The organism is Marinactinospora rubrisoli (genome assembly GCF_042664915.1).
Taxonomy (GTDB): Bacteria; Actinomycetota; Actinomycetes; order Streptosporangiales; family Streptosporangiaceae; genus Marinitenerispora; species Marinitenerispora rubrisoli.
The window spans coordinates 238,127-251,839 of the sequence record NZ_JBHTBH010000003.1 but is presented as its reverse complement, the minus strand read 5'-3'; the positions used below and the strand labels follow the sequence as shown (position 1 = coordinate 251,839).

Annotated in this window: 13 protein-coding genes; 6 read left to right on the top strand and 7 right to left on the bottom strand. The window is 72.8% G+C overall.

All coding sequences use genetic code 11. The features are described 5' to 3' along the window. The first annotated feature begins 82 nt into the window (after positions 1-82). A complete protein-coding gene (locus ACFQRF_RS07920; RefSeq protein ID WP_379870422.1) occupies positions 83-901 on the top strand; it encodes a mechanosensitive ion channel family protein in 819 nt (272 codons plus the stop codon). A 75-nt stretch (positions 902-976) separates the two neighbouring features. Here the strand turns inward: ACFQRF_RS07920 and ACFQRF_RS07915 are convergent, their stop codons facing one another. The 3 genes from ACFQRF_RS07915 to ACFQRF_RS07905 form a co-directional block, all read right to left on the bottom strand. Continuing rightward, positions 977-1,219, bottom strand: a complete 243-nt coding sequence (locus ACFQRF_RS07915; protein WP_379870088.1) for a hypothetical protein — start codon at positions 1,217-1,219, stop codon at positions 977-979. 335 nt (positions 1,220-1,554) lie between these two features. Further along, positions 1,555-1,866 (bottom strand): DUF6401 family natural product biosynthesis protein, encoded by a 312-nt coding sequence (locus ACFQRF_RS07910; protein ID WP_379870087.1) that lies wholly within the window; start codon positions 1,864-1,866, stop codon positions 1,555-1,557. A gap of 192 nt (positions 1,867-2,058) precedes the next feature. Next, the gene (locus tag ACFQRF_RS07905; protein ID WP_379870085.1) at positions 2,059-2,763 is read right to left on the bottom strand and encodes a ferritin-like fold-containing protein; all 705 of its coding nucleotides are present in this window, start codon (positions 2,761-2,763) and stop codon (positions 2,059-2,061) included. A 644-nt stretch (positions 2,764-3,407) separates the two neighbouring features. Here ACFQRF_RS07905 and ACFQRF_RS07900 point away from each other — a divergent pair. Together ACFQRF_RS07900 and ACFQRF_RS07895 are read left to right on the top strand one after the other, a co-directional pair. Further along, the gene (locus tag ACFQRF_RS07900) at positions 3,408-4,979 is read left to right on the top strand and encodes a DEAD/DEAH box helicase (protein WP_379870084.1); all 1,572 of its coding nucleotides are present in this window, start codon (positions 3,408-3,410) and stop codon (positions 4,977-4,979) included. Positions 4,980-5,298: 319 nt separating this feature from the next. Next, positions 5,299-6,180: an alpha/beta fold hydrolase gene (locus ACFQRF_RS07895; RefSeq protein ID WP_379870082.1), complete on the top strand. Its 882-nt coding sequence runs from the start codon at positions 5,299-5,301 to the stop codon at positions 6,178-6,180. A 7-nt stretch (positions 6,181-6,187) separates the two neighbouring features. On the opposite strand, the gene ACFQRF_RS07890 is transcribed toward ACFQRF_RS07895, so the two are convergent. The 4 genes from ACFQRF_RS07890 to ACFQRF_RS07875 form a co-directional block, all read right to left on the bottom strand. Then, positions 6,188-7,174 (bottom strand): MBL fold metallo-hydrolase, encoded by a 987-nt coding sequence (locus tag ACFQRF_RS07890; RefSeq protein ID WP_379870081.1) that lies wholly within the window; start codon positions 7,172-7,174, stop codon positions 6,188-6,190. Between the two features lie 185 nt (positions 7,175-7,359). After that, entirely contained in the window at positions 7,360-8,223 is an 864-nt protein-coding gene (locus ACFQRF_RS07885) for a PHP domain-containing protein (protein WP_379870080.1), read from the bottom strand. A gap of 49 nt (positions 8,224-8,272) precedes the next feature. Then, entirely contained in the window at positions 8,273-8,929 is a 657-nt protein-coding gene (locus tag ACFQRF_RS07880; RefSeq protein ID WP_379870078.1) for a DUF6758 family protein, read from the bottom strand. A 56-nt stretch (positions 8,930-8,985) separates the two neighbouring features. Further along, positions 8,986-10,143: a CPBP family intramembrane glutamic endopeptidase gene (locus ACFQRF_RS07875; protein ID WP_379870076.1), complete on the bottom strand. Its 1,158-nt coding sequence runs from the start codon at positions 10,141-10,143 to the stop codon at positions 8,986-8,988. 316 nt (positions 10,144-10,459) lie between these two features. Between ACFQRF_RS07875 and ACFQRF_RS07870 the strand changes: the two genes are divergently transcribed. From ACFQRF_RS07870 to codB, 3 genes are all read left to right on the top strand, one after another. Then, a complete protein-coding gene (locus tag ACFQRF_RS07870; protein WP_379870075.1) occupies positions 10,460-11,599 on the top strand; it encodes an Mrp/NBP35 family ATP-binding protein in 1,140 nt (379 codons plus the stop codon). Between the two features lie 245 nt (positions 11,600-11,844). Next, entirely contained in the window at positions 11,845-12,315 is a 471-nt protein-coding gene (locus ACFQRF_RS07865) for a nucleoside deaminase (RefSeq protein ID WP_379870073.1), read from the top strand. After that, the gene (gene codB / locus ACFQRF_RS07860; RefSeq protein ID WP_379870072.1) at positions 12,312-13,664 is read left to right on the top strand and encodes a cytosine permease; all 1,353 of its coding nucleotides are present in this window, start codon (positions 12,312-12,314) and stop codon (positions 13,662-13,664) included. Before ACFQRF_RS07865 ends, codB begins: the two co-directional genes overlap by 4 nt. The last annotated feature ends 49 nt before the right edge of the window (positions 13,665-13,713 follow it).

The window sequence follows — 13,713 nt, the reverse complement described above, 5'->3', positions numbered from 1 at the left end:
CGCTTTTGTCCGGTTGTCGCACAGATTGTCGGTAAACCGGCGTCATCGGGGGAGGATCGTCATGTCCACGTCGCTCGCCGCGATCGATCTCGGACGCGGACTCGCCAATGCCTGGAGTTCCATCGTGTCCTTCGGGCCGAAGTTGCTGGCCTTCTTGGTCATCCTGATCATCGGATGGATCATCGCCAAGATCATCGGCCGGCTCGTCGCCAAGGGGCTGGCCAAAGCGGGGCTGGACCGGGCTCTCGAACGCGGGGGCGCCGGAGAGTACATGCGCCGCAGCCGCTTCACCGCCAGCGACCTGTGCGGCCGGGTCATCTACTACGTCGGTGTGCTGATCGTGCTGCAGTTGTCGTTCAGCGTCTTCGGGCCCAACAACCCCATCACCAGGATGCTGGACCGGGTGGTCGCCTGGATCCCCAAGGCGGTGGTGGCGCTCGTGATCATCGTGGTCGCGGCGCTGATCGCCAAGGCCGTCCGCGACCTCATCGCCGCCGCGCTCGGCGGGCTCACCTACGGGCGCTTCCTGGCGAACGTCACCGGCGTCTTCATCCTGGCGCTCGGCGTCATCGCGGCGCTGAACCAGATCGAGGTGGCCACGACCGTCACCCAGCCGGTGCTGATCGCCGTCCTCGCCACGCTCGCCGGCATCCTGATCGTCGGGGTCGGCGGCGGGCTGGTCCGCCCCATGCAGCAGCGCTGGTCCAATTGGCTGGACGCCGCGGAGCGCGAAAGCGTCCGCGTGCGGGATTCCGGCTACCGGCGCGGACGTGCCGACGCCATGGGCGCGCCGGCCGCCGCCGGCGAGCGCGAGGAGGCGCCGCCACGGACGGCCCGCCCGGCCGGGCCCGAGGCACCGCACGACGTCGCACAGGAGCGGGAGCGTCCCCCGCAGCCGTGAGACCGACGTCGGCGGCGGAGACACCAGAGGGCGGGGCCGGCGCGGCCTCGCCCTCGCCCGTTGTCGCGAACGCGTTCAGAGGAGCTCCTCGTCGGCGACCTCCTCACGCGACAGCCGGTCGATGCGCCGCACGGCCAGCACGACGCTGGCGATGACGGACAGGAAGGACAGCCAGAAAGCCACACTCGCCACGCCGGTGCTGATCATGATGACCACCGCGATCACGGCGTGCAGGGCGAAGAGGGAGAAGTCGACGCGGTCCTGTTGGACCAGGACGCCGATCGGTGGACGCGCCGCCCCATGCCGGCCACTCCTCATGCGTTGTTCCTTTCTCGCGGCGCGCAGCTGTCCGCGTCATCGGTCGCGGGGCGGGCCCCCTGGAGATCCGGGTGGTCTCTTCGCAGCGCCGCGCCGCACGGCGCTGACCGCGCCCTCGCGTGCGGCGGCGAACCGCGCCTGCCGTTCCCGCCACGGAGACGGGCCTTCCGTTCCCGCCACGGAGACGGGCTTTCCGTTCCCGCCACGGAGGCTTCACGGCGCGGTGGTACCCGGGACATCGCTTAGCGTACGCCCAGCGCACGCGTTCTCGTGGTCACTTTGCGGATCGCCGGGAACCGCCGGGAATCGGGGATACCGTGGTCGACTGCGGCGTCCTACCGGATGAATCCGTACTCCTTGGCCATCCGGCAGATGGCGAGCAGCCGGAGGGTCTCCCAGTCGTAGTCCACGCTGTCGTAACCCCGGTCGCGCTCCCGGCAGCCGTCGACGAAACCGTGCAGGTAATGGGTGAGCGAGCTTCGGGTCACCCGCAGGCCGTCGCCTTCGATCGAATCGCGGACAGCGGCGGCGTGCTGGTCCAGCTCCGCGGTGAATCCGGGGTCCTCCCGGGCCGCCAGCAGCCCGAAGTGCCCGATGTCGAACGACAGCCGGGTCAGCGGGCACTCGACGAAGAACCCACGGCGCATGAATGGATACCTCAGGGACGGTACGGGGACGCGAACGTGACCGACTATATAGCGACTTACTAACATTCGCGTCATCTGTGGCGCAACCGACAGGTCCCCCAACCGACCGCGATAGCCGCGAACATCAACATTTCTCATGTTTCAGACATTCGGGGCGGCCAAAAAATTCCGCCGCCGGGACGCGGCGGCGGCTCAGTTCGCCAGGCCCATCGCGCGCAGCCGCGCGGTGTGCGCGTCGGTGAGCCGGGCGAACATCCGGCCGACCGCGGCGAGGTCGGCGGACTCGCCCTCGTCCTCCGCCGAGGACGCCAGCAGCTCGGCCAGGTCCGGCCGGTGTGTGGCGACCCGCTGCGCCTGGCTGAGGCCCTCCCCCACCAGGCGGCGCGCCCACAGGGCCAGCCGGCCGGCGAGCCGCGGATCATCCGCGACGGCGGCGCGCACCTTGGCGGCGACGAACTCCGCGCGCCCCGTCTCGATCAGCACCCCGCCCACCAGCTCGCGGGTGTGCTCGTCGACCAGCTCGGCGGCCTGGCGGTAGAAGTCGGCGGCGATCCCGTCGCCCACGTACGCCTTGACCAGGCCCTCCAGCCAGCTCTGCGGCCGGGTGCGGGCGTGCCAGTCGTCCAGCGGGGCCACGAACGGCCGCATGGCCTCCTCGGGATCGGCGCCCAGTTCGGTCAGCCGGTCGTGCAGCAGGCGGTAGTGCCCGAACTCCGTGGCGGCCAGCCCGGCCAGTTCTCCCTTGTCGGCGAGCGTCGGCGCCAGCTCGGCGTCGTCGGAGAGGCGGAAGAAGGAGACGAGTTCGGCGTAGGCCAGCAGGCCGAGAAGGTCGATGACCGCACCGGTGGCGGAGTCGGCGGTACGCGCCGGCGAGCCGGCTCCGGTTCCGTTCGTCATACCGGAAAGCGTAGACGATCCGGCCCCCGCCGACCGAGCCGTGGAGCCGCCCCACGGTGGGCCCTTTCCCGGATCCGGCGCCCCACGCGGGACTTTTCCGGACGCCCGCGTCGTTGCACCTGCGGACGGTTCAGGCACTGTCCGTCCTGTGGTAAAAGCGGCATGTCCAGCCGGGGAACACGCAGGATACACTCGCCCTGTGACCGGCACCGGCCGGCCACCGCGCGGAGTCCCCGCCGCACGCCACCGCCGAGGCCGCGGTACCGGCCCGGGTCATCGCACCCGCGCCGACCCGGGCCCAGCGACGGGGGGCGAGCGCGGGAGTCCACGCGATCGGCGAGCACCGCGGCACGTCCACACGGACGGGCCCGGTTCCGCACGATCGCGACCAGCTCCGCCGCGCACCATGACAACCAGCAGACAACTCAGCGGACGCCGTGCGCCGATCGCGAATCCGTGACCGACGGCACCGACGGTGCAGAGCGACGAAGCCGCGCCACCGGCCCGTGGACACCTCCACGGTCCCGGTGAGCAGCGCCGGATTCGGTCCGGGATTTCCGGGAACCTCTGCGAGAGCGTCCGGCTCGCCCACGGCGAGCCCGTCCGCGCCACACCAGGCCACGAAGACCTTGCGGCCAGCCCAGATGGAGGCACGAGCCCTGACCAGCGCAGCACCCACCCAAGGAACCCGCCAGACGTTCCGCGACCTCGGCGTCAGCGCCGACATCGCGGACGCTCTGGAGGCAGAAGGAATCGTCGAGCCCTTTCCGATCCAGACCCTCGCACTTCCCCTCGCGCTCACCGGCACCGACATCATCGGGCAGGCGCGCACCGGCACCGGCAAGACCTTCGCGTTCGGCCTGCCGCTGCTGCAGCGGGTGCAGTCGGCGCCCGGAAGCCCCCGGAGCCCCCGGGCGCTCGTCGTGGTCCCGACCCGCGAACTCGCCATCCAGGTGGCCGCCGACCTGGCCACCGCCAGCAAGCGCACCGGCGCCCGCATCCTGACCGTCTACGGCGGCCGGGCCTACGAACCGCAGATCACCGGACTGCGCAACGGCGTCGACATCGTCGTGGGCACACCGGGCCGGCTGCTCGACCTGGAGAACCAGCGCCACCTCGACCTCTCACAGGTGGCGGCGCTCGTGCTCGACGAGGCCGACAAGATGCTCGACCTCGGCTTCCTGCCCGACATCGAACGCATCATGACCAAGGTGCCGGCCGAGCGGCAGGTCATGCTGTTCTCCGCCACGATGCCGAGCGAGATCGTCGCGCTGTCGCGCAACTACCTGCGCCGCCCCACGCACGTGCGGGCCAGTGACGACGATTCGGAGCAGTTGCTGCCCGCCAGCACTGAGCAGCACGTCTTCCGCACCCACCCGCTGGACAAGCTCGAGATGCTCGCCCGGCTGCTGCAGGCCGAGGGCCGCGGGCTGAGCATGGTGTTCTGCCAGACCAAGCGCGCCTGCGACCAGGTCGCCACCGCGCTGAAGGGGCGCGGCTTCGCCGCCGCCGCGGTGCACGGCGACCTCGGCCAGAGCCAGCGGGAGCGCGCGCTGCGCGCGTTCCGCAACGGCAAGATCGACGTGCTCGTGGCCACCGACGTGGCGGCCCGCGGTCTCGACGTGGACGACGTCACGCACGTCGTCAACTACGAGTGCCCCGAGGACGAGAAGACCTACACCCACCGCATCGGACGCACCGGCCGGGCCGGGCGCTCGGGCACCGCGGTCACCTTCATCGACTGGCAGGAGGTGGCGCGCTGGAAGCTCATCAACACCGCGCTCGACCTGCCGTTCACCGACCCGCCCGAGACCTACTCCACGTCGGAGCACTTCTTCGAGGCGCTGCGCATTCCGCCGGGGACGAAGGGCACGCTGGCCAAGGAACTGCGGGAACGCGCCGGGCTGGAGGCCGAGGAGGTCGAGGACATCGGCGACACCGGCCGCCGCCACCGGGACCGCGACGAGGAACAGCCACGCCGGCGGCGCTCGCGCAACCGCAAGCGGACCCGTGGCGGCCAGGCGGCCGACGCGACCGAGTCCGGGAACGGTGCCGCGGCCGGCGCGGGCGGGACCGACACCGCCCTTCAGCAGACCCCGGCCGCGGAGGCGCCGGTCGAAGGCGGCGCCGAGTCCGCCGCTGAGCGCCCGGCCCGCAGGTCGCGGCGGCGGCGCCGCACCCGCGGCGGCGTCGAGGTGTCCAGCGATCAGGACTGACCGGGTGCGCCACCGGTGCACCGCGCGGGGTCACGAACGGAACCGGGCCGGCTCGACCGGCTCCGGGGCCGCGTGACCCGCCGCTCCGCGCGAGGGGGGCCAGCCCGAGCGGCTGCGGAGCGGGAAAAGCCGTCCGAGCGGCTGCGGAGCGGGAAAAACCGTCCGAGCGGCTGCGGAGCGGGAAAAACCGTCCGAGCGGCTGCGGAGCGGAAAAGACCGTCCGAGCAGCCACGGAACGGGAAAGTCCGTCCGAGCGGCTGCGGAGCGGGAAATCAGCCCGAGCGGCTGCGAATCGGGAAATCGTCTAAGGTGAGCCGACGTGAGTACGCCTCGGTTTCTGGAACTTCCGCCCGGAGTGCGGCGGGTGGACGTCGCGACTCCGCTGGGGCGGATCGCCACTCTTGAGGCGGTCCCCGCCGCCGGCGGCTGCGAACGGCAGTCCGCCGTGCTGGTGCCGGGATTCACGGGGAGCAAGGAGGACTTCCTCGCCATCCTCCAGACGCTCGCCCAGGCCGGGCGGCGGGTGCACGCCATCGACCTGCCCGGGCAGTACGAGTCCCCTGGCACCGGCGATCCCGCCGACTACACCTGCGAAGCCCTGGGCCACGCCGTCGCGGCGCTGGTCCGAGCGCTCGGCGAGGACGGCGTGCACCTGCTGGGGCACTCCTTTGGTGGCCTGGTGACCCGCGAGGTCGTGCTGTCCGGCGAGATCACGCCGCTCTCTCACACTCTGATGAGCTCCGGACCCAGCGGCGTCGGCGGGGCGTCGGCCGACAACGCCCGCGGGCTGATGGCCGCGCTCGGCCCCACGCCCACCGCCGAGCTCCTCACCGAGATCTGGCGGCAGCACCTGGACGGGCCGACCCGCGCCAGCGGCATCAGTGAGGAGATCGCGGACTTCCTGCGCGCCCGCATGCTCGGCAACTGCCCGGTCGGCCTGGTGCGGATGGCCGACGGGGTCACCACGGCCCCCGACCGCACCGCCGAACTCGCCGAGGCGCCGCTGCCGCAACTCGTTCTCTACGGAGAGGACGACGACGTCTGGCCGCCGGAGGCACAGGCCGCCATGGCCAAGCGCCTCCGGGCCGAGCGCGTGGTGATCCCCGGGGCGGCGCACTCCCCCGGCGTCGAGGCGCCGGAGACCACCGCGAGCGCGCTCACCGACTTCTGGAACCGGGCGGAGGCGCCCCGGCGGCCCTGAGAACCGCTCAGTCGGCCGAGACCCAGTCGTCGAAGTTCTTGGACTCGGCGGCGACGGTGGTCTCGTCGCCGCTGTCGGGCAGTACCCGGGTGTCCGGCGGGAGCGACAGCAGGATCTCTCCGACGGAGGCGAGCTGGGTGGTGTAGTCGACGTACCCCTCGCCGACGGTGCCGAGCCGCCCGGCGAGCAGGATGTCGCCGCTGAAGACCGCGCCGAGTTCGGGGATGTAGTAGGAGACCGAACCGGGCGAGGTGCCGGGGGTGGGCAGGACGTCCAGTTCGAGGTCGCCGACCTCCAGCTGGCCGCCGCCCTCGACCTCCATCTCGGGGCGGGCCTCGACGCCGTGCACCTTACGCCAGGATCGCAGCTCGCGCGGGTGCAGCGCGATGGGGGCCTCGTCGCGGGCGGCGACCTCGACGGCCGCGCCGATGTGGTTGTTGTAGCCGTTCGTGCACGCCACCAGGTAGATCTCGCGCTCGCCGACGGCTTCGAGGATGGCGGCGGCGTCGTGCGCGGGGTCGACCACGATGACGCCGTCGTCGTCGGCCTGCACGATCCAGGTGTTGCTGACGACGTCGAAGTCCTCGCCGTCGACGTGCAGCACGCCGGACGTGCGCACGAGCTGGATCGCGGAGTCGTCTCGGGCGCCGGCCGGTTCCGTCTGGCTCGCGCCGTCCGCGTCCTTCGCGTTCTCCTCCGCTGTGGCGTCCTCGACCGAGGTGCCCGCCGCGCTCTCAGCGGAGTCCGTGCCGTCCGCGCCGGTGCCGGCATCCGCCGTCTCGGCCGCGGCGCCGGCCGCCTCGGTGCGCTCGCCGGCGGGCCGCTCGGTGCCGGCGGCCGGTTCCGCCTTCGTGGGCGTGGCCTCGGCTTCGGCCGGACCGGCCGGCCGGTCCGGCCCGGCGTCCTTCTCGTCTGCGGTCGCCGTGGTGACGCCGCCGGACTCCGCGGCGGCGGCGTCGCCGTCCTGCTTCTTGCCCTTCCGCTTCCAGAACACGGTGCCGACCCTTCGATTCCGTCCGACTGTCAACCTCTGCGGGCCCCATTGTTCCGGTCCCACACCGTGGATGGGTACTCGGTAGCGTGAACAGGAACCATCCCGCGCAACGCATAAAACCGTAGTAAACCGCGCGCCGCGTCGCTCCCGCGACGGAGAACCTTCTCCCGACGCGTCCGGCCAGGTCAGCGGCCGACGATCGGGGCGGCTCCGGTCGCGGGCGCGATCAGCTCCGCGTAGGCGTCGGGGTCGGTGGTCCGGCAGCCGAGCCGGTGACCGGTCAGCTCGCCGTGGTCGTCGCTGGACCCGGTGACGACCAGCCCGAGTTCGGCCGCGCGGTTCCGCCAGTATGCGCGCTCGGCGTCATCGTGCGTGGGGTGGTCGGCCTCGATGCCGCCCAGGCCGGCTTCGGCCATCCGGCGCACCAGGTCGTCGGGAACGGGCCCGGTCAGTGCCCCCTCGCCACGCGCCGGGTGCGCCAGCACGCACACTCCACCGGCCGCACGGATCAGGCGCACGGCGCGCACCGGATCGAGAGCGTAGCGCGCCACGTAGGCCGGGCGGCCGGAGCCGATCCACCGGTCGAAGGCGTCCTGGACGTCTGCGACGGCGCCGGCCGCGACCAGCGCGCGGGCGATGTGCGGACGGCCGACCACGTCGTCCCCGCCGACGTCTCCCGCGATCTCGCGCACCTGGTCCCAGGTGACGTCGATCCCCGCTTCGCGGAGCAGCCGCACCATGCCCCGGGCGCGCACTACGCGGTCCTCCCGGATCCGGCGCAACTCGGCGGCGAGCTCGGGCGCGGCCGGATCGAAGAGGTAGCCGAGCAGGTGCACGCTGGCGCCGTGGTGCACGCAGGACAGCTCCATGCCCGGGACGAGGGTGAAACCGGGCGGCAGGTGCGCCGCGGCGGCGGTGTGCCCGGCCACGGTGTCGTGGTCGGTCAGCGCCAGGACGTCCAGTCCGGCGGCGACCGCGTGATCGATGACGGCCTCCGGGGCGTCCGTGCCGTCGGAGACGGAGCTGTGGGCGTGCAGATCGATGCGCATCGCACCGATTCTAGGGAGCTGGGACCGGAACGGAGCGGCCCTGGGCGGATCAGCCGCGTGCGCGGAGCCGGTCGTACAGGAACGGTGTGGGCGCCCCGAACGGAGGTTCCAGGGCGGCACCGCCGTCGTTACGGTCCCGGAGATCGCGCAGCCCGCTGATCTCGCACATCAGCACACCGGCGTCGGCGGGCGCGAAGACCAGCCAGAGCCAGCTCGCCATCGCCTCGCCCGCGTAGACGGCGTGGTCGTCGCCGGCCGGCACGCCCCAGAGGGCGATCTCGTGGCCATCGTGCCGGATCTTGCCGGCCGGAGGGCCCGAGTCGAAACCGTCTCCGGGATCGGGCCCCTCCAGCCCCGCGAGCCGCGCGGCCAACCCGATGCCCGGGTCCTCGGCGACGGCCACCATTTCACCGACCCCGCCGAGCGGCGCCGGACCGGACAGCGCGACCGCCACGGCGAGCGCGCCGCTGCGTTCGTCGCCGGCCTCGGCGAACCCGGTGACCACCCAGCCGGTCGGCAGCGGCCACGGGATCCACACCGGCACCTCGGCGGTGACGAGCATCAGCTCCAGCGTGGCGGGACTGGGGTCGCGCAGCGGTTGCAGGGGAGCCACGGGCCCGTGCGCGTCGCACTGCCACGCGCTCGACCACAGGTTCGGCGGGTGGACGGGACGTCCGCATCGCGGGCACGACGGGTCTGACTTCATGACTGCGGAGGTGATACCCGACTCACCTGTGGGAAAACGTCACCGCCGGCCGCGGGTCAGGATCGCCGCGGTCGCGGTCTCGGCCGGCGGTCCGGGACCGGCGTGGCCGCGGACGCGTCGACGGAGGGGGCCACGGACGCATCGCCGCCGCCGGGCAGGCGGGACCGTCCGGCGGAGGCGTGCGGCCCGGGGCCACCGGCCGGGGCCGCCGGCAGTGCGGCGTGTCCGCCGGGCACGACCCGGCGCAGACCGCGCCGACGGGCCAGGTGGACCACCAGCAGCACGAACAGCCCGACCTCGAGCACCGTGCCGGCCAGGCTCTGCCAGCTCCCGCTCCCGGTTCCCTGCGGGTCCAGCGCCCCCGCGTAGGCGGACAGCCCGAACCCGGCGATGTTGTGCAGCACGTGCAGCGCGAGGCCGGCCTCCAGCCCGCCCGTGTACCAGGCGAGCCACCCGGTGGCCAGCCCGAACAGCAGCACCTCGGCCGTGGCCCACCCGCCGTAGGTGTGCAGCAGGGTGAAGGCGACCGCGCTGACGACGATGGCGGGTGCCGGACCGCGCAGGAACCGGCGCAGTGGCCCGTCGGCACGGCCGCTCGCGGCCAGTTCGCCCGGCCGGGCGCCGTAGCCGCCGACGAGCTGGAGCAGGAAGCCGCGGAACGCGTACTCCTCCCCCGCGGACTGGAACGGCACGAGCAGCAGCACCACCGCCATGCCCAGCGCGAACTCGCCGGCTCCCACGAAGGACTCCGACGCCTCCCGGGGGCCGGTGCCGGGGATCGCGAACATGACCACCATGGTCAGCGCGACGCAACCCGCGGCGACCCCCGTGCAGACCAGCAGCCACCGCACGCGCAGCCGCCCCTCAACGGAGGAGAGGGTGCCGATCCGGCGCCACTGGACGAACCGGGCGGCCACCAGGACCGACGGCAGCAGCAGCGCCACGACGGCCAGCCGCACGGCGAGGTCGGGGACCGCCGACCCGAACAGCACGCCGCTGTCGAGAGGGCCACCGGAGGCCAGCGCCATCAGCCCGGCGAACAGGCCGATGGGGACCTGGATGAGCTGGGAGAGCGCGGCCGCCGTGGCCAGCGCCAGCGGCGGCACCCACCAGCGGAACCGGGCGGTGCGGGCGAGCCGATGGAACTCGCTGCCCGGCGGCGGCGCGGCCACCCGGGACGGACGGGCCGGCCGTGGCGGCGGCCACGTCCACACCGCCTCGTGCGTGCCGTGCGCGGCCGTGGGCTCGGGCGGCCACGCCCAGGCCGGCGACGATCGCGGTTGGGCGTGCGGGCCTGGGCCCCTGGGTTCGGTCGGCCAGGGCGAGCCGGGCGGTGGCGGCGCTTTTCCCATCGTTTGTCGAGATTACTAGCGGTCGATGTAATCACCGCGTTAAGAGCAGGGCGGCCTGCCGGTTCCGGCTCAGGTCAGCGGCACGGCGGGCCGTCCGGCCGCGGTCCGGGCGCGCGACGCACGGCCGCTCACTCGCCTGCGGTGCTGCGGCGCCACCGGCTTACGTACCATGGGTTACATGTCCTCCACACCCACCACCGAGCAGGTGAACAGGGCCCTGGCGACCGTCCTGGACCCGGAGATCCGCCGTCCCATCACCGACCTCGACATGGTCAAGAGCGTCGAGATCGGTGACGACGGCGGCGTACGCGTCGGCATCTACCTCACGGTGGCCGGCTGCCCGATGCGGGGCCGCATCGAGAAGGACGTCGCGGGCGCCGTCTCGAAGGTGCCGGGGGTGGCGCGGGTCGCCGTCGACCTGGACGTGATGAGCGAGGAGCAGCGCAAGGCGCTGCAGACCAAGCTGCGCGGGGGACAGGCCGAGAAGGAGATCCCGTTCGCCAAGCCCAACTCGCTGACCCGCGTGTTCGCGGTGGCGTCCGGCAAGGGCGGCGTCGGCAAGTCCTCGGTCACCGTGAACCTCGCGGCGGCCATGGCGGAGCAGGGTCACAAGGTCGGCGTGGTCGACGCCGACATCTACGGCCACTCGGTCCCGCGCATGCTGGGCGTCACGGGACGCCCGACCAAGGTCGAGGACATGATCCTGCCGCCGGTGTCCCATGACATCAAGGTCATCTCGGTGGGCATGTTCACGCAGGGCAACCAGCCCGTGGTCTGGCGCGGCCCGATGCTGCACCGGGCGCTGCAGCAGTTCCTCGCCGACGTCTTCTGGGGCGACCTGGACGTGCTGCTGATGGATCTGCCGCCCGGCACGGGCGACATCGCCATCTCGGTCGCCCAGCTGCTGCCCAGCGCGGAGATCCTGGTGGTCACCACCCCGCAGCAGGCGGCGGCCGAGGTGGCCGAGCGCGCCGGTGCCATCTCCGCGCAGACCCATCAGCGCGTGGCCGGCGTCATCGAGAACATGTCCTACTTCGTCACCCCGGGCGGCACGGAGCGCACCTACCTGTTCGGCGAGGGCGGCGGCCAGACGGTGGCCGAGGGCCTGACCCGCGCGCTCGGCGCCGACGTGCCGCTGCTCGGCCAGGTCCCTCTCGACATGGGCCTGCGCGAGGGCGGTGACGCCGGACGGCCGTTCGTGCTCAGCGACCCCGACGCCGAGGCCGCCCAGGTGCTGCGCAAGGTCGCCGACGAACTCGTGGGCAAGCCGCGCGGCCTGTCCGGCCTCCAGCTCGGCATCACCCCGGCACGGCGGTAGCGACCGCCCGCCCCGGTCGCCGCAGGCCGCCACCGCCGCGGTGGCGGCCTGCGGCGTGTCCGGGCGCACATCGCCGTGATGTCCCGTCGGCGCAGGTCGCTGGATAGGGTCAGCGCAACATCTGGGGCGAATCACCCAAATCGCCCCCTTGTCGGAGCGAGAGCCGGAATGGTCTCCTGGCGCCGTGACCGCGGCGCCGGCCGCCCGCTTCCGCCGTCCGCGCCGCCGAAAGGAAGCACACCCGCATGACCGACACCGACACCGCGCGCTACGCCGACTGGCTGCGGATCGCCGTCGAGGAGGCCAGGACCGGCCTCGCCGAGGGCGGAATCCCCATCGGCGCGGCACTGATCGGCCGGGACGGCTCCGTCCTCGGCCGCGGCCACAACCGCCGGGTGCAGGACGGCGACCCGTCCGTGCACGGTGAGACCGCCGCCTTCCGGGCGGCCGGCCGGCAGCGCTCCTACGCGGGCACCACCATGGTCACCACGCTGTCCCCGTGCTGGTACTGCAGCGGCCTGGTCCGCCAGTTCGGCATCAGCCGCGTGGTGATCGGCGAGGCCCGAACTTTCCACGGCGGCCACGACTGGCTGGCCGAGCACGGTGTGGAGGTCGTCCTGCTCGACGACGCCGAGTGCGTGGCGCTGATGACCGACTTCATCGCCGCCCATCCGTCGCTGTGGAACGAGGACATCGGCGAGGAGGATGAGGCGTGAGCGTGCCGGCCGACGGCGGCGAATCCGTCGAAGAGCACGCAACCTCTCGCGGTCCGGCCACCGCTCCCGCCGCCCCGGCGGCCGAACGGCGCCCCGCCCCGGCCAGCGACCCCGACTACCCGGTCGATCCGGTCCCCCCGCACGCGCGGCGCTCGCTCTTCTCGCTTGCCGTGGTCCTGACGGGTTTCACGCTGTTCACCCCGACTATGCTGGCGGGCGCCCAGGTCGGCGCGGCTTTCCGGCTCGGGCCGCTGGTGGGCGTGCTCGTGCTCGGCTCGCTCATCCTCGGCCTCTACGTGGCCGCCATCGGCTGGGTCGGCGCGCGCAGCAACCTGACCACGGTGATGATGGCGCGCTACACGCTCGGTACCGGCGGCGCCAAGTTCGCCTCACTGCTGCTCGGCGGAACCCAGGTCGGCTGGTACGGCGTCTCCATCGCCACCGTTGGTCAGCTGGTCGCGCAGGTGGCCGGGTGGGGCGACCTCGGCGCCGCACTGGTCATGGTGCTGTCCGGCGCGGTCATGGGGGTCACCGCGTACATCGGCTACCAGGGCATGTACTGGCTGTCGGTGGTCTCGGTGCCGCTGCTGCTCGTGCTGGCCGGCTGGGTGAGCTGGCGGGCACTCGCCGAGACGGGCGGCCTGGCCGGGCTCGCCGCGATCGAGCCGACCACCACCCTGTCGATGACAGCGGCGGTGACCGTCATCGTGGGCACCTTCGCCTCGGGCGGCACCCAGGCACCGAACTGGACACGCTTCGCCCGCTCTCCGGCCGCCGGATTCTGGTCCTGCCTGATCGCCTTCTTCGCAGGCCAGCTCCTCATGCTGGCCTGCGGCGCCGTCGGCGCGCTGGCCTTCGGCGAGGGCGACTTCGTCCTGGTCCTCTTCCAGCTCGGCCTGGTGGCGTGGGGCGTGGTATTCCTGATCGCGAACATCTGGACCACGAACGACAACACCGCGTACGCGGTGGGGGTGGCCGGCGCGGAGATCTTCAACACCCGATCCCGCAAGCCGTGGGTGCTGGCGTGCGTGGTGATCGGCACGGCGCTGGCGGTCACGGGCATCTACGACCACCTGATCGGCTACCTGACCTGGCTCGGCATCCTCATCCCGCCGCTGGGCGGGGTGATCATCGGCGACTTCCTGCTCCGCCGACGCGGCGTGCTGCCTGACAAGGCAACACTGCCCGCCGTGCGGTGGGACGTGGTGGCGGTGTACGCCGCCGCCTCGCTCGCGGCCTGGTGGTGCAGCGAGGCGGGCTGGTTCATCCCGCCTGTGGTGGGCACGCTGGTGGCCGTCCTCGGCACGCTGGCGCTGCACCGGCGCGCGGGCGTGCGCCCGAGCGCCTGACGGAAGGGGGGCCGGGTCCCCGTCCTGCGCGGGGTCCGGCCCGGAAGCT

Bases quoted from the DNA above. Each gene is read 5' to 3' on its own strand.
- ACFQRF_RS07900 (WP_379870084.1), top strand. From the start codon at position 3,408: ATGGAGGCACGAGCCCTGACCAGCGCAGCACCCACCCAAGGAACCCGC.
- ACFQRF_RS07910 (WP_379870087.1), bottom strand. From the start codon at position 1,866: ATGCGCCGTGGGTTCTTCGTCGAGTGCCCGCTGACCCGGCTGTCGTTC.
- ACFQRF_RS07880 (WP_379870078.1), bottom strand. From the start codon at position 8,929: ATGAAGTCAGACCCGTCGTGCCCGCGATGCGGACGTCCCGTCCACCCG.
- ACFQRF_RS07905 (WP_379870085.1), bottom strand. From the start codon at position 2,763: ATGACGAACGGAACCGGAGCCGGCTCGCCGGCGCGTACCGCCGACTCC.
- ACFQRF_RS07870 (WP_379870075.1), top strand. From the start codon at position 10,460: ATGTCCTCCACACCCACCACCGAGCAGGTGAACAGGGCCCTGGCGACC.
- ACFQRF_RS07885 (WP_379870080.1), bottom strand. From the start codon at position 8,223: ATGCGCATCGATCTGCACGCCCACAGCTCCGTCTCCGACGGCACGGAC.
- ACFQRF_RS07915 (WP_379870088.1), bottom strand. From the start codon at position 1,219: ATGAGGAGTGGCCGGCATGGGGCGGCGCGTCCACCGATCGGCGTCCTG.
- ACFQRF_RS07865 (WP_379870073.1), top strand. From the start codon at position 11,845: ATGACCGACACCGACACCGCGCGCTACGCCGACTGGCTGCGGATCGCC.